At 66.6% G+C, this 21,172-nt stretch carries 24 protein-coding genes; 10 read left to right on the top strand and 14 right to left on the bottom strand.

Translation table 11 applies throughout. The features are described from left to right. The first annotated feature begins 205 nt into the window (after positions 1-205). From CXY76_RS05995 to CXY76_RS19735, 6 genes are all read left to right on the top strand, one after another. The gene (locus tag CXY76_RS05995; RefSeq protein ID WP_146073381.1) at positions 206-802 is read left to right on the top strand and encodes a hypothetical protein; all 597 of its coding nucleotides are present in this window, start codon (positions 206-208) and stop codon (positions 800-802) included. Between the two features lie 31 nt (positions 803-833). Next, positions 834-1,034, top strand: coding sequence for a helix-turn-helix transcriptional regulator (locus CXY76_RS05990; RefSeq protein ID WP_255408462.1), 201 nt, complete (start codon positions 834-836; stop codon positions 1,032-1,034). A 24-nt stretch (positions 1,035-1,058) separates the two neighbouring features. Beyond that, on the top strand, positions 1,059-1,376 hold the full coding sequence (locus tag CXY76_RS19200) for a hypothetical protein (protein ID WP_146073380.1): 318 nt from the start codon (positions 1,059-1,061) through the stop codon (positions 1,374-1,376). 286 nt (positions 1,377-1,662) lie between these two features. After that, a complete protein-coding gene (locus CXY76_RS05985; protein WP_104163325.1) occupies positions 1,663-2,223 on the top strand; it encodes a hypothetical protein in 561 nt (186 codons plus the stop codon). Between the two features lie 2 nt (positions 2,224-2,225). Next, positions 2,226-2,699: a hypothetical protein gene (locus CXY76_RS05980; RefSeq protein ID WP_146073379.1), complete on the top strand. Its 474-nt coding sequence runs from the start codon at positions 2,226-2,228 to the stop codon at positions 2,697-2,699. Then, a complete protein-coding gene (locus CXY76_RS19735; protein WP_104163323.1) occupies positions 2,686-2,979 on the top strand; it encodes a helix-turn-helix transcriptional regulator in 294 nt (97 codons plus the stop codon). The genes CXY76_RS05980 and CXY76_RS19735 overlap by 14 nt, the downstream gene beginning before the upstream one ends. A gap of 123 nt (positions 2,980-3,102) precedes the next feature. Here the strand turns inward: CXY76_RS19735 and CXY76_RS19815 are convergent, their stop codons facing one another. From CXY76_RS19815 to CXY76_RS05965, 4 genes are all read right to left on the bottom strand, one after another. Then, positions 3,103-4,521 carry a ricin-type beta-trefoil lectin domain protein gene (locus tag CXY76_RS19815; protein ID WP_369826085.1) on the bottom strand — a complete coding sequence of 473 codons (1,419 nt, stop codon included), beginning with the start codon at positions 4,519-4,521 and terminating at the stop codon, positions 3,103-3,105. A gap of 74 nt (positions 4,522-4,595) precedes the next feature. Next, positions 4,596-5,087 (bottom strand): hypothetical protein, encoded by a 492-nt coding sequence (locus tag CXY76_RS19195; RefSeq protein ID WP_146073378.1) that lies wholly within the window; start codon positions 5,085-5,087, stop codon positions 4,596-4,598. Beyond that, positions 5,087-5,626: a hypothetical protein gene (locus CXY76_RS19190; RefSeq protein ID WP_146073377.1), complete on the bottom strand. Its 540-nt coding sequence runs from the start codon at positions 5,624-5,626 to the stop codon at positions 5,087-5,089. Before CXY76_RS19190 ends, CXY76_RS19195 begins: the two co-directional genes overlap by 1 nt. Before the next feature lie 71 nt (positions 5,627-5,697). Further along, the gene (locus CXY76_RS05965) at positions 5,698-6,042 is read right to left on the bottom strand and encodes a hypothetical protein (protein WP_104163321.1); all 345 of its coding nucleotides are present in this window, start codon (positions 6,040-6,042) and stop codon (positions 5,698-5,700) included. 597 nt (positions 6,043-6,639) lie between these two features. On the opposite strand from CXY76_RS05965, the gene CXY76_RS05960 reads away from it, so the two are divergent. Continuing rightward, the gene (locus CXY76_RS05960; protein WP_104163320.1) at positions 6,640-6,918 is read left to right on the top strand and encodes a hypothetical protein; all 279 of its coding nucleotides are present in this window, start codon (positions 6,640-6,642) and stop codon (positions 6,916-6,918) included. Between the two features lie 48 nt (positions 6,919-6,966). On the opposite strand, the gene CXY76_RS05955 is transcribed toward CXY76_RS05960, so the two are convergent. From CXY76_RS05955 to CXY76_RS05945, 3 genes are all read right to left on the bottom strand, one after another. Continuing rightward, positions 6,967-7,503, bottom strand: a complete 537-nt coding sequence (locus tag CXY76_RS05955) for an SRPBCC family protein (protein ID WP_104163319.1) — start codon at positions 7,501-7,503, stop codon at positions 6,967-6,969. Next, positions 7,500-7,859, bottom strand: coding sequence for a helix-turn-helix transcriptional regulator (locus CXY76_RS05950; RefSeq protein ID WP_104163318.1), 360 nt, complete (start codon positions 7,857-7,859; stop codon positions 7,500-7,502). Before CXY76_RS05950 ends, CXY76_RS05955 begins: the two co-directional genes overlap by 4 nt. Before the next feature lie 174 nt (positions 7,860-8,033). Further along, positions 8,034-8,864, bottom strand: coding sequence for a lysophospholipid acyltransferase family protein (locus CXY76_RS05945; protein WP_369826079.1), 831 nt, complete (start codon positions 8,862-8,864; stop codon positions 8,034-8,036). A gap of 67 nt (positions 8,865-8,931) precedes the next feature. Here CXY76_RS05945 and dxr point away from each other — a divergent pair, with 67 nt between their 5' ends. Further along, on the top strand, positions 8,932-10,020 hold the full coding sequence (gene dxr / locus CXY76_RS05940; RefSeq protein WP_104163317.1) for a 1-deoxy-D-xylulose-5-phosphate reductoisomerase: 1,089 nt from the start codon (positions 8,932-8,934) through the stop codon (positions 10,018-10,020). A 7-nt stretch (positions 10,021-10,027) separates the two neighbouring features. Here dxr and CXY76_RS05935 read toward each other — a convergent pair whose 3' ends face one another. From CXY76_RS05935 to CXY76_RS05915, 5 genes are all read right to left on the bottom strand, one after another. Further along, the gene (locus CXY76_RS05935) at positions 10,028-10,942 is read right to left on the bottom strand and encodes an NAD(P)-binding domain-containing protein (RefSeq protein WP_104163316.1); all 915 of its coding nucleotides are present in this window, start codon (positions 10,940-10,942) and stop codon (positions 10,028-10,030) included. 63 nt (positions 10,943-11,005) lie between these two features. Then, positions 11,006-11,629, bottom strand: a complete 624-nt coding sequence (locus tag CXY76_RS05930; protein ID WP_104163315.1) for a hypothetical protein — start codon at positions 11,627-11,629, stop codon at positions 11,006-11,008. Beyond that, positions 11,626-12,894: a serine/threonine-protein kinase gene (locus tag CXY76_RS05925; protein WP_255408461.1), complete on the bottom strand. Its 1,269-nt coding sequence runs from the start codon at positions 12,892-12,894 to the stop codon at positions 11,626-11,628. The genes CXY76_RS05930 and CXY76_RS05925 overlap by 4 nt, the downstream gene beginning before the upstream one ends. 152 nt (positions 12,895-13,046) lie before the next feature. Continuing rightward, positions 13,047-13,628: a hypothetical protein gene (locus CXY76_RS05920; protein ID WP_104163313.1), complete on the bottom strand. Its 582-nt coding sequence runs from the start codon at positions 13,626-13,628 to the stop codon at positions 13,047-13,049. After that, positions 13,625-14,872 carry a serine/threonine-protein kinase gene (locus CXY76_RS05915; RefSeq protein ID WP_369826084.1) on the bottom strand — a complete coding sequence of 416 codons (1,248 nt, stop codon included), beginning with the start codon at positions 14,870-14,872 and terminating at the stop codon, positions 13,625-13,627. Before CXY76_RS05915 ends, CXY76_RS05920 begins: the two co-directional genes overlap by 4 nt. A gap of 207 nt (positions 14,873-15,079) precedes the next feature. Here CXY76_RS05915 and CXY76_RS05910 point away from each other — a divergent pair, with 207 nt between their 5' ends. Together CXY76_RS05910 and ispG are read left to right on the top strand one after the other, a co-directional pair. Then, a complete protein-coding gene (locus tag CXY76_RS05910) occupies positions 15,080-16,456 on the top strand; it encodes an RIP metalloprotease (protein ID WP_199190206.1) in 1,377 nt (458 codons plus the stop codon). Positions 16,457-16,527: 71 nt separating this feature from the next. After that, positions 16,528-17,688, top strand: a complete 1,161-nt coding sequence (ispG, locus tag CXY76_RS05905; protein WP_104163311.1) for a flavodoxin-dependent (E)-4-hydroxy-3-methylbut-2-enyl-diphosphate synthase — start codon at positions 16,528-16,530, stop codon at positions 17,686-17,688. Positions 17,689-17,696: 8 nt separating this feature from the next. On the opposite strand, the gene CXY76_RS05900 is transcribed toward ispG, so the two are convergent. Both CXY76_RS05900 and CXY76_RS05895 read right to left on the bottom strand, forming a co-directional pair. Then, complete coding sequence (locus tag CXY76_RS05900; protein ID WP_104163359.1) at positions 17,697-19,388, bottom strand: endo-1,4-beta-xylanase; 1,692 nt, start codon at positions 19,386-19,388, stop codon at positions 17,697-17,699. Then, on the bottom strand, positions 19,388-21,172 hold the full coding sequence (locus tag CXY76_RS05895) for a polysaccharide deacetylase family protein (RefSeq protein WP_104163310.1): 1,785 nt from the start codon (positions 21,170-21,172) through the stop codon (positions 19,388-19,390). The genes CXY76_RS05900 and CXY76_RS05895 overlap by 1 nt, the downstream gene beginning before the upstream one ends.

The raw sequence follows: 21,172 nt of genomic DNA, 5'->3' as shown, positions 1-21,172 counted from the left end.
AGGGCTAGGACCCTGGGCGCCCGATTGTGCTCGGTTCGTTACGTCGCTCCTGCATTGGACGTGTGCTTCCCCGAGAATCGGACTACATTGATAATCGATAACATCGAGAATCAATAAGGGGAGCATTGTGGCCAACGAGAGTGTCTTAGAGAGTCGGCCACTTCGCGAGCGACCACGAGTATTTCGGGTGGTCAGAGCCGTGCTCTTGATCGTCGCCACCTATACGGTTATCGGTGACATAGCTCAGGCGGTTGCAATCACAACCGGGCACGCGACTATCGCCCTCGGCGGCTCCGACGGCCGACTCCCGCTGAGCTACCTTCCTCAGTTGTTGCAGGCTGACCTTCGAGAGGGTGCAAGTGGCACTCTCGCGGACGCCCCAATCTCTCTGCGGCTCCTGTGTGCGCTGCCGAATCTGATTCACGCCGCGACGATTGTGCTTGCGACGGTTTATCTCCTTCGCGTTCTGCGTGGGATCGCGCAAGCACAACCGTTCGACCCGTTTGTGCTCACGAGCTGGCGACGACTTAGCGTCGCGCTCATCGTCGGTGGGGTGGTCCAATCCCTGGCGGATACGGCGGCGATGGTCTACCTCAGCTCTCGCATTGGATTGCTCTTCGGCGCCGGCCATGTCGCTGAAGCCCAGAGGGTCGAGTTCCTCGGTGGGGATTACGAAACGATTGGGACCAACACCCCACAATGGCAGGTCGCCGTCATTGTGGCCGGTCTGGTTGCCCTAGCCCTCACCGCTGCGTTCCGGGCCGGAGCCCGTCTTGAGAGAGACGTCGACGGTGTTGTCTGACCCGGACAACGACCCTGGCGTCACCCACCGCATTGTGTGTCACTTGGACGCGGCGCTCCTCAACAAGGGGATGACGCTGACAGAACTGTCTGCTCGCACTGGAATTACGATGGCGAATCTCTCCATCCTGAAAAACAACCGCGCCAAAGCTATTCGATTCACCACCCTCACCCTCATTTGCGATGCCCTAGACACCACTCCACAAGACCTTTTCTCTATCGCAGGGGGTTGAGTCGCCAGCGATACGCTCGAGCGCATGGAAGTAACGATGGTCGTTAAACCCAACACGCACTGGGTCAATGGTTGGTTTCTGCGACTGGGTGCCCGAGCGGTTGTTCGAGTCGACGGTGTCGAGTACGCAGCGCGCTGGGGGTGGCCGGTGGTCATCGAGGTCGGCGTTGGCAGCAATCTGGTTGCGGTTGGCGCTCGCTATCGTGGCACGCGTCCGCTGCTGGGCGCTTTGGATACCCGAGTGACTGCGAAGGCGGCCGACCGCGTCTTCGTTGAAGCTCGCAGTGGCTTCTTCAACCATCAGCCGTTCGCCGTCACGACCATGAGCACGTCGTCTCCGTGAGATTCGGGGAGCACGCCCGAAGGGTCGCTGGATCTCCCCGTTGAGAGGGTCGTTCGGACAACGTGCGTGCCACGGCGGCGAGGGATGCCAGGGTGGAGCAATGGGGATTCGAGGCAGAGCGGGAGTGGCGGGAGCGATCGTGGCGACGGTGCTACTCGTGGGCGGATGCGCGGGCACGGCGAGCGATGCGCCGGCTACCCCAAGCCCGACACGCACGCAGCCGCCCCGCATCCAGGATCTCGTGACGCCGAGCCCAACACCGACGGCCCCTCCGACGGCGGAGCCGGTGGCTCAGACCGTCGACGCCGGCGTCGTTGCGGAGGGCTCCTCCGCGACGGTTTCCGGAGCCGGGCCCTCGAACATCACCTATCAGCGCCAGGGCGAATTCGTCGTCGTCATTGAGCTTGACTGCTCGGCCTGTACCGGTGCAACAGTCGTGACCGCGCCGGGGCGCATGTCGCCCCTCGGTGAGGCGGCGGCACCAATGCGCGGATCGTTTTTGATGGACGTCTTCAAGGATGACCCCGTCAACCAGATGCTCATTGTGCAGGCGGAGGGGGCGTGGACGGTGACGCTGCAGAGCTGGAACGACGTGTCGTATGTATCCGGCCCGCAGTCTGGCACCGGTCCGGTGGTGCTGTTCTTCTCCGACGACGTTTCGCGAGTGACTGTCGACTACACGCCCGCCAACGCCGATGACTCGTTCTCGGGACGGGTGTTCACCACATCCGACACCCCTCAGATGTTTGGCGACTCCGTCGCGTTCTCCGAGGTGTTCGACGCCGACTTGCCGGGAATTATGGCGATCAAAACCCAAGGCACCTGGACGGTCACGCCGACGCCTTAGCGGTGCGAACACCAGTTCCTAGGTGTGCGGCTTGGGCACCAGGCACCCTGGCCGATGCTGCGCTGAGTCTGCGTCTGTTCGCGGCGTTGCCGTCGTTCGTGCACGCCGTCACTATTACGGCGGCAGCGGTTCTCCTCATCGGGATTCTGCACCGGGTGTCGCTCGGGCAGCCGTTTTCCCCAGGAGTGCTGGTGCGCTGGCGCTGGCTGACGATCGTTCTGCTGGGAGGCGGTGTCGTGCAGGCGCTTGCGGACACCGGGGCCAACCTCTACCTGAGCACGCATCTCGGCTTCTTTAGTGCCAGATACGACTCCCAGGAGGCTGCGATGTTCCTGGGCGGGGACTACGCCGGCATCAGCGCCAACGCCCCGCAGTGGCCCATTCCCATTCTGCTCGCCGGGGTGGTCACGCTGGCACTCGGTGCGGCTTTCCGTGCGGGCGCCCGGCTGGAAGTGGAGGTCGATGGTGTCGTCTGAGCACCTCCCCGCCGTACCCCACGGTGATTCGGGCACCGATGCACGTGTCCAGCGCATCCGTTGCCACCTCGATGAGGTACTCGTCGACAGAGGGATGACTCGCACCGAGCTGGCGGCCCGTACTGGCATCACGATTGCAAATCTGTCGATCCTCAAGAACAACAGGGCCAAGGCCGTGCGCTTCACCACTCTCACGCTGATCTGTGAAGTGCTTCAAGCGCAACCGGCTGAACTCTTCACATTCGCGCCGCAAGAAGTCGGGTCCGTATCTCGAATGTGATGATGGCGTAGGGCAGGTGAGCACCCGCCACCGATGCTCGGCAAAAGCCATCCTGACCGACCCGGAGTCCGTCGATAATTTCGCACCCGATTTGTCAAACGGGTTGGGGATTGGGGACGCGCTCTAGCCGGGTCCGATCCACGTTTGGCCGGGCCCACCAACGCAGTCAAAGACCTGCAGTTGTCTGCCGTCGGTGCTGTCTCCGAAGTCGAGGTCGAGGCACCGACCAGAGGCCTGGTTCAACAATGCCCCATCGACTTGCGCCCACACTTGACTCGGCGCCCCGGTGCACGCTCCCGTTGACACGAGCGTGTTATTGGCAGTCTGACCGGCAGGAATTTGCAGGCACAGCCCGAAGACAGTCAGCGAACCGTTGGCATTGCTCGTCCACGTCTGTTGGGGCGAACTATTGCAGGTCCAAATCTGCACATTACTCGTCGCTTCGTCACGATCGACACAACTTGAACTGGTGCTCCAGGAGATGCGACTGGTAGCCGAGCTCGCGACTTTGACAACGTTCGAGTTCGTTGCTGGCGTGCCGGTATTTCCCACTCTGTCACTCGTAACGTACTGGTACTTATAACAGGTGCCGCGGACAGTCCTGTCCGTGAACGGCGAGGTGGGGTTGGTGCCGTTGGTGACTGTCGTGAAGCTGCCAAAAGTGCCGCATGTCGACTCCGTGAGCGGCGCGCTCGCGCGTTGCAAGAGCCGGTCGCTGATTCCTGAGCCGTCGTCGGTCCCAGTGGTAAATGAGATGGGTACTGACGTAGACGTCGATTCGGTGCCGTAGGTCACCGTGCCGACCGTAGGTGCCGTGGAGTCCGGCACCAGGGGCAGAAGAGAAACCACCGCGTTGCCCGCCACGTCCCTGCCGGCAATCGATATTGAAGGATTTGAGGTAGTTCCGACGCTCCAAGTGAATGAGTTCGAGACGAACGGGCCGCCTGCCGGAATGGACACTGTGGACCCAACGTGGGTCCACCCTGTGGCGAGGCCGCCGAGGCTGCTTGTACTCGATGCCGGCCCGGACCCTGCGTCCGTCACCGCGTTGGTCACTGTCAAAGTGCCCGCGACTGATCCGCGGTAGTAGACCGAATTCGCACCTAGCCAAGAGTTCGAACCTGAAATGCTCACGTCGTTGGAGGGCGAGATGGAGTCTGTTGAGACGGTCGCGCTCTTGGGGCTTTCTGCGCCGGTCCAGTCGGTCGCGACCCTCGGGATGACCGAGTAGGTCCAACTGCCGGACGGCACGGATGTCTCTATGCACGTTGTTTCAGTGACGGTGCCCGAGCAGCCCCCGAGTGCTGACTGTTCGACGAGGGTTGTCGAGTTGAAACGTTTGACCGTGTAGCCCGTGACTGCTTGGCCGCCCGAAAGGGTGCTCGCCGGCCATGAAACTGTAATCGAGGTAGGCCCGCTCGCGGTGGCAGCCGGAGTCTGGCCTGCGCTGACCGTCGATGCTGCGCTCGTGCCGTAACCTCCCGGGACAGATGACACCGACCAAGAAGCCCACACCGGCCCAATGCCGAATGAAACGACCATCGCCGTAGCGACGAATACGCTCGCGACGATGCCTCCGCTGAATCGCCTGGTAGCAGGGCGATGTTTGTTGAGCGTCATGGTCCTACCGCCAAATAGACGGTAAACGTGGCTCCCTGGCAGGCGCTTGCGGCGGAGGCGCTCATGGTGAGCGCATTCGTCAGCGAAATAGACAACGACCCATCGACACCGCTTACCTGGGCAGGAATGGTCCACCCCGAGGGGTTGGGCGGCGGCGTAAACGACAGCGTCGAAAGCGCGCAGCCTACGTGTCCAGCGTCAACTGCGAATCCGCCGGTGCCAACGGACGTATCGAGCGTGAACGATCCGACGATTACCGGTGCCGTGTCGGGATTGGAGACGACGAAGGACACGGCGGTCGATGATCCGGGATAGAGACTGTCCGTCGCGGCCGTTCCCGAGATCGTCAGGGAGGCCGTCGTGCCTGTGGAGGCACTCCCCGAACCTCCACCGCTTGCGCTCCATTGCGCGAAAGCGCTGCTGCCGCCCAACACCAACATGGATACGAGGCCCGCCGTGAGCAGGACCGAAGTGCGGCGCGAGAGCATTACCCCTCCGTCGCTTCTGATGTGAACGCTAGTTCCAGCGAAGCGTCCTTGCATCCGTCTTGATTGTGGGATGAGTTGACCATGCTGACCATAGGCCAAGCGGTCGAAGGGATGGAAAGCTCTTCAAGGGACATGGAACGCCCGGCGGGGACTTTCATCGTCGGCAGGGCGTCGGCTTGTGCGATGTCGAAATCGAGAATGCCGCACGGCAACGCTGTTGTTGCACGAGGTGCAACAACGCGAGTGATCGACACCTGAAGATCAGAAATGCTGATCGCGAATGGCTGTGGGTTGGAAAAGGTAATGATGATTGCCGATGAGGATCCCGGTTGCACTGAAACGGAGGTGACTCCCGAGATCCCGAAATGAGCCCCACCGCCAACCCCACCCGCGCGCGAGGTCCCGTCAATTACCTCGATGGGAGCGTCCGATTGCGGATGGGTGAGAATCCACGCCCCCAGGAGACCACCAACCAGCAGTACGCCTGCGGGCGCGATCAGGTGCGCGAGCCTCGTACTCTTGTGGTTTCGATTGGACAAATAGTCTCCGTGGGCAGAGCAAGGGGCGGGCGAACGGGGGAGACCCCCGCCGCCCGCAAGACCAATGCGCGTTAGGCGATCGTGTACTCGAGGTTGACCGTCGCGCCCTGGCAGCCGTCTTGGTTCACGTCAGCCTTGTTGTTGAACGCGAGTGTTGCGCCGGTCCAAGCCCCGACTGCGGTCCCGGAAGCGACCTCAACACCGACAGGCATCACGGCATTGACGAGGGTGTAGTCGTCGACCGCGCAGGTGTTGCCGGCAAGTGGCGTAACGGACTCAATGCTCGCGGTGACCGAGGCTACGTAAATGGCGCTGTCGTCGGTGTTGGTGAAGTCCCCGGACAGAACCTGCGCCGTCCCTCCCGGCCGAAGGTCTGCTATGGCGCTTGTCTGGTTGGCCGAGATTACTCCGGTCACGGTGCCGGTTTCTGCCGAACCGGTGCCGGACCCGGTTGTGGTCCAGTATGCAAATGCTGCTCCGCCAACTCCAACCAGGGCCGCGGCGATCACAATGACAGCAATGTTTTTGGTGCGTTTGTGGATGGTGTATCCCCGATTTCATCATGGGTAACCGGCAACCAAGTCTCAAGGACCCGTGGTGCAGTCCTCGGCCGACTGTCTTGGCGGAGAGTTCGAACTGGCATTGGCGCGGATTGCGCCGTTGCTCTGAGCCTCACAGTAGCTGGTTATGCGGTTAATCACCACAGGTGTCGTTCACCGTTGGCCACGTGTTCGGCGCCTACCTCTGAGCCCATGGCCGAAGCCGGGGACCGCGAATGTCGGCAGCGGCAGGGGCCGCGGACGACAGCCCAAGCCCGACACGCACGCAGCCGCCCCGCATCCAGGAGCGCAGACCGTCGATGCCGGCGTCGTTGCCGAGGGCGCCTCCGCGACGGTTTCCGGATCCGGGCCCTCGAACATCACCTATCAGCGCCAGGGCGAATTCGCCGTCGTCATCGAGCTTGACTGCTCGGCCTGCACCGGTGCAACAGTCGTGACCGCGCCGGGGCGCATGTGACGCTGCAGAGCTGGAACGACGTGTCGTATGTATCCGGCCCGCAGTCTGGCACCGGTCCGGTGGTGCTGTTCTTCTCCGACGACGTTTCGCGCGTGACTGTCGACTACATGCCCGCCGACGCCGATGACTCGTTCTCGGGACGGGTGTTCACCACATCCGACACCCCTCAGATGTTTGGCGACTCCGTCGCGTTCTCCGAGGTGTTCGACGCCGACTTGCCGGGAATCATGGCGATCAAAACCCAAGGCACCTGGACGGTCACGCCGACGCTGTAACGGCACCCGCGGACGCTCGGGGTGCGAGAGGCAGCGCAACAAACGACGTTACTCGACGAGGTCGGCGAGCTGACGGATGACCGTACCCCAGCCGTCGTGGAAGCCGAGCTCCTCGTGCCGGTCGCGGTCGGCCAGGCTGCGGTGCATCGCCGTGGCGGTGTACTCGGTGCCGTCGGGGTGATCCTGCAGGGTGATCACGGCGGTCACGAAGGAGGCCTCGGCCGGGCGCCAGCCCGCCACGAGCGCATCCGTGTAGACGATGCGCGCCAGCTCGTCGACCGCGAGGAAGCAGCCGGTGATGTGCGGGCCGAAGTCGAGACCGTCGTCGCTGATCTCGGTACGGAAGGAGCCGCCCGGGCGCAGGTCCATCTCGCGCACCCGGCAGACCGTGGGCGCCGGCACCCACCACTGTTCGAAGTTGGCCGGGTCGGCCCAGGCGTTCCAGACCGTGGCGCGCGGGGCCCGGATGATGCGGGAGACGGTGAGGTCGAGTTCGGGGTGGGCGGATGCGGTCNCCGTGGCGCGCGGGGCCCGGATGATGCGGGAGACGGTGAGGTCGAGTTCGGGGTGGGCGGATGCGGTCATGCGGGGGTCTCCTTGTCGCTGCGGGGGTCGGGGCTGGGGGAGGTGACGAACTGCTCGAGCCGATCGGTGCGGCCCTCCCAGATGCTGCGCTGCTCGCTGAGCCAGCTCTCGATCAGGGTGAACGTGTCGCGCTCGATCGTGCAGATGCGCACACGCCCGGTCTTGCGGGTGCGGATCAGCCCTGTCTTCTCGAGGTAGCCGATGTGCTTCATGAACGACGGCAGGGCCATGTCGAAGGGCGCGGCCAACTCGCCGATGCTGGCCGGCCCGGAGCCGAGCCGGCCGAGTACGGCACGGCGGGTGGGGTCGGAGACGGCCTGGAAAACACCGTCGAGTGTCGAGGAACGCTGAGCCATGCGGCTAAGTTACCCGATGCTTATCACTAAGCACAAGGGCTAAGTGTGTGGCGCGGCGGCCGGGGCGATGGGAGCAAATAAGGAAAAAGGTCGGAAAAAAGGACCCTGGGTCCAATCCCGTCCTTGTAAAGTCACTTTTTCCTTACAACGTGGTGTGGGATGCGCGTGCTGCGGCTAGCGCAGTTCGCGCCACCAGATGGCGCGCTTGACGCGCTGCACCACTGTTGTGGGCGGTGACTCGTTGTAGCTGTGCGCCAGTTCCTGGCCGGTCAGCTCGTGGATCGCGGCCATGATCTCGTCGGTGGCCTTGCGGCGGGCGCGGCCCGAGTCGGCGGTGCCGTGCACGCTCACGTCGATCGGCTCACCGAACTTCACGCTGATGCGGCGGATGCGGGGCATCTTCGAACCCACCGGCATGATCTCCTGCGTGCCGATCAGTCCGACCGGAACCACGACGGCTCCGGTGGTGAGAGCGAGCCAGCCCACTCCGGTGCGGCCGCGGTACAGCCGACCGTCGAGCGACCGGGTGCCCTCCGGATAGATGGCGAAGGCGCTGTCGGATTCGAGGATGTCCTTGCCGGCGTCGAGGGCGACCTGGGCGGCCTGCCCGGCACCGCGTTCGACACCGACGGCGCCGATGGAGGTGAAGAATTGGCGCGACACCCAGCCCTTGAAGCCGGTGCCGGTGAAGTAGGTGGACTTGGCCAGGAACTGCACCCGCCGCGGCGCCGTGAGCGGGATGACGATGCTGTCGATGAACGACAGATGGTTGCTGGCCAGGATCACCCGGCCCTCGCGGGGGATGTTCTCCTTGCCGGTAATGCGCGGCCTGAAGACCAGGCGCGCGATGGGCGCCATGATGCCGTAGCCGAGGAAGTAGACGAACCCGGGCCGCTTGGCCTTCACGGGTATCTCGACGATCTCGTCGGCGGCCGGCACCTGTTCGGCGGGGGCTTCCGGCGCGGTTTCGGGCTCGGATGCTGGGTCGTGCTTGGCTCCGGTCACTCAACGACCCTACAGCGCGAGGTAAGTCGCACCGGGCATATATCCGTGGTGCGCCTAGCATGGGGGCGTGCAGCGAATCATCATTCTCGGGTCCACGGGCTCAATCGGAACCCAGGCGCTCGACGTCATCAAGGCCAACCCCACCCGATTCGAGGTGGTCGGCCTGTCCGCCGGCAGCAACCGCGCGCTGTTGGCCGAGCAGGCCGCCGCGTTCAACGTCGACGACACCGCCGTCGGCGCCGCCGAGGCCGAGCAGCTGGTGCGGGATGTCGACGCCGACGTCGTGCTCAACGGCATCACCGGGTCGGTTGGGCTGGGCCCGACCCTCGCCGCGCTCAAGGCCGGCCGCACCCTGGCGCTGGCCAACAAGGAGTCGCTCATCGTCGGAGGCGACCTGGTCAAGGCGCTCGCCGCGCCCGGTCAGATCGTGCCGGTCGACTCCGAGCACTCCGCCATCGCGCAGGCCCTGCGTTCCGGCACCGCCGACGAGGTGCGCCGGCTGGTGCTCACAGCCTCCGGCGGCCCGTTCCGTGGCCGTTCGCGTGCCGAAATGACCAACGTGACCCCGCGTGAGGCTCTCGCACACCCCACCTGGGACATGGGCCTGGTCATCACCACCAACTCGGCCACCCTGGTGAACAAGGGACTCGAGGTCATCGAGGCGCACCTGCTCTTCGACGTGCCGTACGAGAGCATCGACGTTGTCGTGCACCCGCAGTCGCTCATCCACTCGATGGTCGAGTTCATCGACGGCTCCACCATCGCCCAGGCGTCGCCGCCGAACATGCGCCTGCCCATCTCGCTGGGCCTTGACTGGCCCAACCGGGTGGCCGCCGTCGGTGTTCCGATCGACTGGACCACCCCGCACACCTGGACCTTTGAGCCTCTCGATGACGTGGCGTTCCCCGCTGTGGAGCTGGCCAAGCAGGTCGGCCGTGCCGGCGCCACCTACCCGGCCGTGTTCAACGCCTCCAACGAGCAGGCGGTGCTGGCCTTCCACGCCGGCCGGATCGGCTACCTCGACATCGTCGACACCGTGCAGCGGGTCGTGGAGGCCCACGAGACGCAGGGTGAGCTCACCCTCGAGTCCCTCGCCGAAGCCGAGCGTTGGGCGCGGGCGCGGGCCGACACCATCATCGACACGATCGCCCGCTGACCGGCTGCTACCGGCGGTAGCTCTCGGCCACTGTGCCCAGCGCCGTATCCCACGCGGTGGCGGCCACGCCGAGCTCCCGTTCGGTCTCGGCGGAGTCGATCACGTATGGCACCTGGAACTGGTAGCTGGACTTGTAGACCTCGCGCATCAACGGACTGACCGCGCCGAGCGAGCGCAGCATCCACGTGGGATAGCCGGCCACGGTGCCGTGGCTGCCGTAGCGTGCGTTCAGCTGCCCGGCGATGTCGGTGCGGCTGGGGGCGCCGCTCGGTACGTGCCAGAGACGGCCCCACTGCCCGGTGTACCCGGCGGCGGCGATCATCGTGGCGGCGATGTCGGGCAGGTAGCTCCAGCTGTGCGCCAGGTCGGGCCGACCGACGACCCTGGCGGTCTTGGAGGCCAGCACCGAGCTGAAGAAGCCCTTGCCCAGGTGCGCGGTGCCGCTAACGCCGGCACCGAAGTAGTCGCTCGCGCGCACCTCGACGGCGCGGATCTCGCCCCGCTCGTGAGCCTCGAGGACCCGGCGCCAGCCGTCGCGACGTATCTGACCCTTGGATTCCGTCGTGGTCTCGGGGGAGTGCTCGGTCATCGGTCCGGCCGGCGACCCGTAGGGGTAGAGGTTGCCCATCACCACCAGGTTGGCGCCCGAGACGGATGCTGCGGCGATCGCCGCCGCGAACACCGGCGGCCACCGCCGTGCCCAGTCGGGGTACGGGGGATTGGTGCACAGGAAAATGGTCTGCATCCGCTCGGCCGCGAGGGCGAACGCGACGGGGTCTGACGCGTCGAGCACCCGGGCGATGGCCCCGGCCACGGCGGTGCCCGAGCGGGTGGCTACGGTGACGTCGTCGCCGCGGGCCACGAGCTGGCGGGCCAGTTCACCGCCGATCCAGCCGGCTCCGACGATGAGGTGCTGGGGCATGGGATCCTCCGGGGAGAGTGGGCCGACGGGGATAGGCTACCGGGTCGGGCGCCGCGCCATGCCTTAGCCGCCGCCCGGATTGTCGGGGTCGGACTCGCCGGGGTTCTCACCGGAGTTGTCGGGATCAACGGGCTCGTCGGTGGGTTCGGGGTCGGAGGTCTGCTCGGGGTCGGGCGTTGCCGGTGGCGGTGTCGGCTCGGTTGTCGGAGCGGGTTGGGTCGGAACCGGGGTGGGACTGCCCGATGGGTCCGGTGGCGGCGCGGGAGGCTGGGTGGCCGGGACCTCCGGCTCGGTGGTGCGCTCCGGTGTCTCGGTCTCAGGAGCCGGGGTGTTGGGGATCGTCGGTGTCGCGGGGGTCGCGGCTGCGAGCGCTGCGACCAGGTCGGCGTCGACGAGGGCGATGGCGGCGTTGATCCTCGCTGCCTGAGCTTCGGTGAGCTTGCCGTCTTCGACGGCGGCGGCCAGCGCGGCCTTGAGGCCGGCCACTGCGGACTGCGCGCCCGCGTAGTCGCCGGCCGCGGCGGCGGTCGTGACCGTGAGCACGGCGGACTGCAGCTGCGCCCTCGTTCCGGCCGACACCCCGGGTGTGCTGCTCGTGCACCCCACCAGGGCGCCCGCGACCAGGAGAGCGGCCGCCGCGCCGGTGCGGATGCGGCTACCCAGCGTTCTCGGGAAACGGCGGCTCATGGGTCGACGCTCTCTTGCAGCTGCTCGAGGTGGTCCCCGAGCTGACCGTCGACCGCCGGATATGCCGGCGGCTCCGGCGTCGGCTCCGCGCCGGGAACGAAGAACAGCACGGCACCCGCGGTGAGCACGGCCACCAGCACTCCGCTGATCACGAGCGGCCACCGGCGCAACTTGCGTGACCGACGCGGCCGCCGGGAGGGGGCGGTGGCCGGCTCCATTTGCTGGTCCATTTGCGGAGGCGGGGTCGAGGTCGGAACGGCAGGTGCCACCTGATGCTGCAGCGTCGTCGGCAGGTCGAGCGGTCGGGTGGCGCTGTCCTCTTCTCGAACCATCTCAGCTGTTGCCTCGACGCCGACCGAGGGCACCTCGGACGAAGGAACCTCGGACGAAGGAACCTCGGGCGAGGCACCGTCGGCCGAGGGAACCAGGGCGAGCAGTCGACCGGCGGCCTCGGCGGGCCGGAGCCGGTCCTCGGCCTCGCGCGCCGTCATCCCGGTCAGCACGGCGCGCCACTCGGCGCCGAGCCAGTCGGGAATCTCCGGCTGCCGCTGCAGCCGGGCCATGGCCGACTCGACGGCGGTGCCCGGGTAGCTGTGTTCGCCGGTGAGGCACTCGAGCAGCACCAACCCCAATGAGTAGACGTCGGCGGCCGGGCCCACCGGCAGTCCGCTGGCCTGTTCGGGGCTGAGGTAGCCGGCCGTGCCCACCACCGTTCCCGTTTCGGTGCGGTGGGTGGCGTCGAACAGCCGGGCGATCCCGAAATCGGCGAGCTTGGCGCGAACGGCCCTGCCCGGAAAATCCGACGGTGCCAGCAGCACGTTCGCGGGCTTGATGTCACGGTGGGTGATGCCCTGGGAGCCCATGCAGTGCAGGGCCTCGCACAGGTCGGCACCCAGTCTCGCGACCTCGCCGGGCGCCATCGGGCCCGTGAGGAGGTGGCTGCGCAGATCCGTGCCGTCGACGAACTCCGTCACGATGAACGACCGCGGGATGCCGTCGATCACTTCGACTCCAGCGTCATACAGCGTGACGAGGGCGAAATGATTGAGGTGGGCAAGCACCGCCACCTCGTCGCTGTGTCGCGCCGAACCGGCGCCGCCGACGGCATCGAATCGCATCAGCTTCACGGCGACGGTGCGTCCCAGGGCCTGATCCGACGCCTGGTAGACCACGGCCATCCCACCCGACCCGATCAATTTGTCGAGGCGGTATCGATTCGCGAGCGTGAGTCCGAGCGCGGTATCGGTTCGCCTCGGTTCGCGAATCGGCTCGGTGGAAGTAGTCAGGCGGGCCTCCTGATGTCTGGTCGCAGCAATTCTTTGTCAATGCCCGCCGACAGTCAAGGGCGTCCGGTGACAGGCCCACGTCCCGCCGCCCTGCGAAACGCCCTCTCAGGCCGGATCGGCCCCGGAAGCCGCTACTCGCACTTGTCCTTCTTCTCGCAGGCTCCGGTCTCGGACGTGTCCGTGCCGGGCTGCGTGGGCGTAGCCGGAGCCGGCGTTTCCGACGGGGTCGGCGTGTCGCTGTCGTCGTCGTCTTCGTTGTTCTCGTTCTTTTTGTCTTTGTCTTTGTCTTTTTTGTCTTTGTCTTTGTCTTCGTCGTCACTGTCGTCAGGCGTGCTGACGGGCTCGGGGGTCGGCGTTTCCACCGGCTCTTCCACCGGTGTGCTCGCAACGATCGACGCCGCGAGGTCTGCCCCCACGAGGTCGATGGCGGTCTGGATCTCGGCGGCACGTGCCGCGGTGACGGCGTCTTCGGCTGACGCTGCGGTCAGGGCTGCCTGCACGGTGCCGAGCTCGGTCTGCGCCGTGAGAAAGTCTCCCGCGGCGGCAGCTGAGCTCACCGCGAGGACGCCGTCCTGCAGTTCGGCCGCCGCGCCGGGATCCAGCGCGGCGGTGGCGCCTGCGCAGCCGGTGAGCAGGCTGCCGGCGAGACCGATGCCGGCAACGGCCAGGACGAGCCGGGGGCGCCAGGTGGGGAAGGTCCGGGTGGCGATCATGGGTTCACGCTCTCTTGAAGCTGCTGGAGGTGGGTGCCGAGGTCGCCGTCGACCACGGGGTACGCGGGCGGCTCCGGAGCCGGATCGCGCGGCTGGACCAGGAACACCAGCGCGATCACCGCGGCCAGCGCGACGAGCGCCCCGATGATCAACGGGCGTCGGCCCACTTTGGATGTGGAACGACGGGTGGACCGCTGGGCGGCGGCCGGGGCGGTGGATCCGGCCGGTGGCAAGACCGCGGTGCGGTCCAGCCGCGCGGTTGCGTTCAAACGCTCCGTCTGCGCGGTGTGCTCCGCCGCGCCGGCTGCGGGGAGCACCCGGGTGGCCGCGTCGCCGGTGGCCGTGGGCAGCCTCTCGGTGGGGGGCATCGGCGCAGCGTTCATCGGCGCAGCACTGGCAGCCAGCAGCTCCGTTGAGTCGTCCGCCGATGCCGGCTTGGCCGCGAGGGGGGCCTCCGTCGACCCGGCCGGAACGAGCTCGCGCAGACGCACCGCGGCATCCGCCGATGTGAGACGGTCGACGGGATCGCGGGCGGTCATGCCGGCGAGCACGGCGCACCATTCGGCGCCGAGCTCCGCGGGGATCTCCGGCTGGCGCTGCAGCCGGGCCATGGCCGATTCGATCGCGGTGCCCGGGTAGCTGCGGGTGGCGGTGAGGCTTTCGAGCAGCACCAGGCCAAGCGAGTACACGTCGCTGGGCGGCCCGATCGGCTGGCCCAGCGCCTGCTCGGGGCTGAGGTAGCCGGCGGTGCCGAGTACCGAGCCGGTGCGGGTGAGGTGGGTGGCGTCGAAGAGCCTGGCGATGCCGAAGTCGGCCAGTTTCGCGTGGGAGACCCGGCCGGGAAAGTCCGACGGGGCCAGCAACACGTTGGCGGGCTTGATGTCGCGGTGGATGATGCCCTTCGCGTGCACGTAATGCAGCGCCTCGGCCAGGTCGGCGCCCATCCTGGCCACCTCGGCGGAGGACACGGCGCCCTCGTTGATGCGGCTGCGCAGGTCGGAACCGTTGACGTACTCCATCACGATGAACGACCGGGTCACGCCGTCGACGTGTTCGGTGCCCGCGTCGAACAGGGTCACCAGGGCGAAGTGGTTGAGGCTGGCGAGCACCATCACCTCGCCGCTCTGCCGCTGCGGGCCCGAGTCGTCTGCGGTGTCCATCCGGAACAACTTGAGCGCGACGGTGCGGCCCAGGGCCAGGTCGGCGGCTTCGTACACGGTGGCCATGCCGCCGGTGCCGATCAGCCTGTCCAGGCGGAATCTGTCGGCGAGGACCAGCCCGATCAGGCTGTCTGACCGCGACGGATCACGAAGCGGTTCGGTCGGTGCAGACAGGGAGGGCCTCCGGTGCGGTGAATCGGGATGTTTGCGGGTGGGGTGGCAATTCTTGCGACGAGCCGGCGCCGGTCAACGACCAGCCGACTTGCAGCTAGAGAAGGATAATCTACGGATGTGGAAACCGTGCTGTTATATATCCTGGGTGTAGCCGTGGTCGTTGTGGGCCTCGCGCTCTCCATCGGCCTGCACGAGATCGGGCACCTGGTGCCGGCCAAGCTGTTCGGCGTCAAGGTCACCCAGTACATGATCGGCTTCGGCCCCACGGTGTGGTCCCGGCGCAAGGGCGAGACCGAGTACGGCGTCAAGGCACTTCCCCTCGGCGGTTACATCTCGATGATCGGCATGTTCCCGCCCTCGAAAGACGGTTCCGTCCGGCCCAACAGCACCGGTTTTTTCAACCAGCTGGTGCAGGAGGGCGAGCCCACCAAGAAGCCCGGCGCCCTGGGCACCATGGTCGACGACGCCCGCCAGGCCAGCGCCGACACCATCGGCGAGGGCGAGGACCACCGCGCGTTCTACAAACTGCCGGTGTTCAAGCGCGTCATCATCATGCTCGGCGGGCCCACCATGAACCTGCTCATCGCCGTGGTGCTCTTCGCCGTGCTGCTGATGGGCTTCGGCACAACCCAGTCCAGCACCACCGTCGGCAGCGTCAGCGCCTGCGTGCTGCCCGCCACCAGCGACCGGCAGACCTGCGCAGAGGGCGACGAGGCCGCACCGGGCGCCGCCGCCGGTCTCAAGCCCGGCGACCGTCTGGTGAGCATCGACGGAACCGCGATCACCAGCTGGGACCAGTCCACCGGGATCATCCGCGAGTCTTCCGGCACGCCCCTGCAGGTGGTCGTCGAGCGTGACGGCGCCGAGCAGACGCTGGTCATCACCCCGAAACTCACCGAACGCTACGTCACCGACGACGCCAACGAGATCGTCACCGACGCCAGCGGCACCCCGAAAACCATCGAGGTCGGCTTCGTCGGTATCGGCCCGGCTGGCGAACTCGTTCAGCAGCCCATCGGTGCGGTGCTGCCCGCCGTCGGAGAGAACATTTCCGGCGTGTTCCACATGATCCTGAACCTGCCCCAACGCCTGATCGATGTGGCCAACGCCGCGTTCGGTCCGGGGGAGCGCGACCCGAACGGCCCGATCAGCGTGGTGGGCGTCGGCCGGGTCGCCGGCGAGATCGCCAGCATCGACACCATCCCGTTCAACAGCAAGGCCGCGAGCCTGATCGGCCTGCTCGCCTCGCTCAACATCGCCCTGTTCGTCTTCAACCTGGTGCCGCTGATGCCGCTGGACGGCGGCCACGTCGCCGGAGCTCTCTGGGAGGGCATCCGACGGTGGTTCGCCAAGCTGTTCAAGCGCCGCGACCCGGGCCCCGTCGACACGGCCAAGCTGATGCCGCTCACTCTTGCGGTTGCGGTTGTTCTCGGCGGTATGACGCTGCTGTTGGTCTACGCCGACATCGTCAAGCCCATCAACCTGTTCGGCTGAGCTCCCGCCCGCCGCCGGGGCGTTCGGGAAGGGTTCAGCTTCACGGGATCGGGCACGCGTAAGCTACATTCGTGGCCGCTATAAACCTGGGTACGCCCAAAGTCCCCGTAACTCTCGCTCCCCGACGCAAGTCCCGCCAGATCAAGGTCGGCAAGGTCCTCGTCGGCGGCGACGCGCAAGTCAGCGTGCAGTCGATGACCACGACGCCCACGACGAACATCAACGCGACCCTGCAGCAGATCGCCGAGCTCACCGCCTCCGGCTGTGACATCGTGCGTGTCGCCGTGCCGAGCCGCGATGACGCCGAGGCTCTGCCGATCATCGCCAAGAAGAGCCAGATCCCGGTCATCGCCGACATCCACTTCCAGCCCAGCTACGTGTACGCGGCCATCGACGCCGGCTGTGCTGCCGTGCGGGTGAACCCCGGCAACATCCGCAAGTTCGACGACCAGATCGCAAAGATCGCCGCCGCCGCCAAGGCCGCGGACGTCTCGATCCGCATCGGCGTCAACGCAGGCTCACTCGAGCCCAGCCTGCTGCAGAAGTACGGCAAGGCCACCGCGGAGGCTCTTGTGGAGAGCGCCGTGTGGGAGGCCAGCCTGTTTGAGGAGCACGACTTCCACGACTTCAAGATCTCGGTCAAGCACAACGACCCGGTGGTCATGGTCAAGGCCTACCGGCTGCTCGCCGAGCGTGGCGACTGGCCGCTGCACCTCGGTGTAACCGAGGCCGGCCCATCCTTCCAGGGCACCATCAAGAGCGCCACGGCGTTCGGCATCCTGCTCGGTGAGGGCATTGGCGACACCATCCGGGTGTCCCTCAGCGCCCCGCCCGCCGAGGAGATCAAGGTGGGCCTGCAGATCCTGCAGTCGCTGAACCTGCGCGAACGCAAGCTCGAGATCGTCTCCTGCCCGAGCTGCGGCCGGGCCCAGGTGGATGTCTACAAGCTCGCCAACGATGTCACCGACGGCCTCGAGGGCATGACGGTGCCGCTCCGCGTGGCCGTGATGGGCTGTGTCGTCAACGGACCCGGTGAGGCGCGCGACGCCGACCTAGGCGTGGCATCCGGCAACGGCAAGGGCCAGATCTTCGTTCGCGGCGAGGTCATCAAGACCGTGCCGGAGTCCGAGATCGTGGCGACCCTGATCGAGGAGGCCAACCGCATGGCCGCCGAGATGCCGCCCAGCGAAGATTCCCTCGGCGCTCCCGTGGTCACCGTCGGCGCCAACTAGCCGCTCCGTCAGTCACCCAGCGCGCGCCTCATCGCGTCGTACGCGGGCGTGGGCTTCCCCTCGTTGAACAAAAAGTCGTGGCCCTGCTGCAGGCCACCGTCGTCGTCGATCCACCAGTTGTAGCGGTCGTCCACGCCCCAGGTCGTGTAGGAGATGCAGGCAGGCGAGCGCAGGCAGGTTGCCAGCACCGTGGCATATTGCTCCGCCTGGGCCGTTGTCCCTCGGGCGTCCGTGACGTCGTTCTCTGAGATGCGGACGCGCAGCCCGGCGTCCTCGAAGCGAGCGAGCGTATCGGTGAGGTCGTCGGCGGAGATGGCGTCGGTCTCCAGGTCGTAGACGTGGGCCTGGAGGCCGACGCCGTAGATGTGCCCGCCCAGCTTGTTGGTGTCGAGCGCGAGCTTGAGCAGGGCGTCCTGGCGGTACCCCGGCACGTCGGCCCCGTTCTCGTTGATGAACTGCCTGACGTCGGGGTCGGCGTCGTAGACCACCTGGGAGACGACCGCCGGGTAGCCGGGCCCGAAGATGCGGTACCAGATGTTCTGTTGGAAGCTGGTTCCCTGGTCGACGTCGAACGGCTCGTTGACGACGTCGAGTGAGTCGAGCCGTCCCTTGAAGTGCGTCACCACGGTGGTGACATAGTCGAGCAGGGCCTCGGCGCTGGCACGACGCTCCAGCTGGGAGCCGGTGGGGAGCTCCTGCATCCAGCGCGGCATCGCCTCGGTGAAGGCGATGGTATGCCCGTGCACAGCCATGCCCTTGCTCTCGGCGATCGCGATGATCGCGTCGGCCTCCTCGAAGGTGTACACGGCCTGCTGCGGTGACAGGGACTGCGGTTTCATCGCGTTTTCCAGCGTGAGGGCGCCGAAGTTGCCGACGAACTCCCGCGCGTAATCCGGGTCGGAGGCCAGCGGACCGAGCGCCACCGCCGAACCGATTGTGAAGTTAGGCCGGATCCTGGCGGCAAGGTCCTGCAACCCGTCAGCGGACCGCTCGGCCTGCGCGACCGCGGGGCCCGCCGCGGTCAGCGAGGTGCCCGTCGGAGCGGCGGCGGTGAGGGAGTCGACCGTGAAGGAGCCTTCGGTGCTGGACAGCCCCAGCCACAGCCGCCCAGACGTGAACACCCCGCCCAGGGGCAACGACGACACGGTGTCCCCACCGCTCGCGATCTCGAGGGTATCCCCGGACCGGCGCACGGAGAGCTCGGCCTCCGGATCTGCGACCGTTGCGTGCTCGTCGTGCGCCGGCCGCGGGTCGGTCACGTCCTGCTGGGACGAGCCGTCGAAGACCGCAATCTCGAGGTCGTCGCCACGGAGAGTGAGGCGCAGGTTTGGCGGCTCGATCCGGAACTCATCGGCGATCACCGGCGGGCTGTCGTAGACGGTCCAGGACGCGTCTGCGGTCACGTCGGTGAACGACGCACTGAGCACGAAGTCCCCTGGGGTCACAAGGTGCGTGCCGGCCAGGTTGACCGGCGGGTTCGGCTGGCCTCCGGTGCCGTCCTGCCGGGTAATGGTCCGTGCGGTGGCCGCGACCTGCAGCCCGTCGCCGTCGTTCGTCACACCCGGCGTGTGCTGCCAGTCCTGCTGGAGCAGGTCAACGACCGTGTCGAGGTCCGGTGTCGGGTCGTTCGAGGAGCAGCCCACGAGGGTGACCAGAAGGCCGGACGCCAGCACGATGAGTACGCGCTGGCGCCCGGCCATCAGGGCCGCCACCAGCGGACGTCGTCCACGTAGGCCAGCACTCCGGAGTTGCCGGTGACGTACACCTGCAGACTGGCCGTCGCGACGCTCGTCGTGCTCGGCGAGTAGGTCAGGTCGACGTTGGAGACGCCCAGTGCGGTGCTCGCGAGCTTCCACTGCCCGGAGATCCAGTTGCCGTTGGCGTCGTACTCGTCGATGTACCAGCCGACCTCACCGGCAGTGCGGTTCTGAATTTTGAGGTACGCCGAGATGTTGTAGTTGCCCGGCGTCACGTTGACCCGCGGCGAGAACAGGTGGCCGTTGGCCGTCGTTCCCTGCAGCTTCACCGACTTCGCCGGGTTGGCCGGGGCGCCGTTGCCAGTGCTGTCGGCCACGATGGCGGTCGCAGCGTCGGTGCTCCAACCACCGCTGATGCCGGCGTCGAAGGTGCCGTTGGCCACCAGGTTGGCGGCCGGCGGCGGGGGAGTCTCAGCGCCGAGCGCCAGCAACTCCACGTTGTCGAGGTAGGCCGTGATGCCGGTCCCCAGGACGATCACCTGGAGACTGGCCTTGGCCACGTTCGACGAGCTCGGAGTGTAGGTGAAGTTGAGCTCCTCCACCCACCGGGAGGGCTCCCTCGCGCGGTACTGCCCGGAGACCCAGGCTCCGGCCGCGTTGTACTCGTCGACGTAGAACGCCACCTCCCCCGAGGTCAGCGCAGAAACGTTGAGGAAGTTCTTGTAGAGGTAGTTCGTGCCAGGGGTGACGGCGACCTGCGGGGAGAACAGGTGCGTCGTGGTTGCGCCAGACACGAGCTTCACCGACCGCGTGGGGTCGGGGTAGCTGCCGTTGCCGTTGGCGTCCGCCGTGATGGTCGCGGGAGCGTCGGTGCGCCATCCCTCGCCGATACCCGAATTGAAGCTGGCGTTGGGCATCTTGTTGGGGGTGCCCGTCACGAGTCCCTTGGACACGTTGACGTTCTTGATCTGGCCTGCCGTTACCTTGGTTTCCACGTAGGCGGCGAGCTCGTCCAGCTCGGCGGAGCCGAACTGGTAGTCGTCCGGGTCGGTGCTGGGCGTCGGGACGATGTCGTGGAAGGTGAACACCACCCACGTCTTGGCCGCGATGGCCTCGTCGACCTTCGCTTTGAGCGTCGCCACGGTGTCGAGGCCTTCTTCGACCGCGACGTTGTTGACCAGGTAGTCGCTCAGCGGCCAGAGGTTCACGCCCTCGTCCCTGAAACCGCGCATCGACGAGTAGTACTTGGCCACCTTGGCCAGGACCGTCTGGTCGTAGTCGCCGTACGGGGGAGCGAAGGCGGTTGCGTTGATGCCCTGTGCGGCCAGCGCGGACCTGCTGTCCGCCATCTGCGCGTCGATCTGGGCAGCGGTCAGCTGGTTGGGCTGGCAGTCGTCGCCGGTTGATGCGAGGCACTGGTGGTCGACCCCGTGCGACCCGATCTCCCAGCCGTATTGGGTCTGCAACTGTTTGATCTCTGCCCACGTCATGTACGGCACGTCATTGTTGGCCCGGCACGAGTTCGGCACGGTCGTCATACCGACGCAGTTGGTGACAACGTAGTTTGTGCCCGTCAGACCGTGCTCCTGAAGCGTCGGGGCGGCTTCGGTGAGGGAACTGAGGGAGCCGTCATCGAAGGTGAACGACACCAGCCCGGAGGGCTCGGAGTTGTCCACGGCGTTGGCCGCCCCTGGCGCCAGCAGTGCGGCGGCCATGGCCCCCACCGCTACGACGACCGTCGCGAGTTTGGCGCGCCCCCGTGCGAAGCCGGAATTGTTTCTGGGCAT

Source organism: Cryobacterium sp. N22 (assembly GCF_002929555.1).
Classification (GTDB): Bacteria; Actinomycetota; Actinomycetes; order Actinomycetales; family Microbacteriaceae; genus Cryobacterium.
The sequence above is the reverse complement of the archived record's forward strand: the minus strand, read 5'-3'. Positions and strand labels throughout refer to the sequence as shown.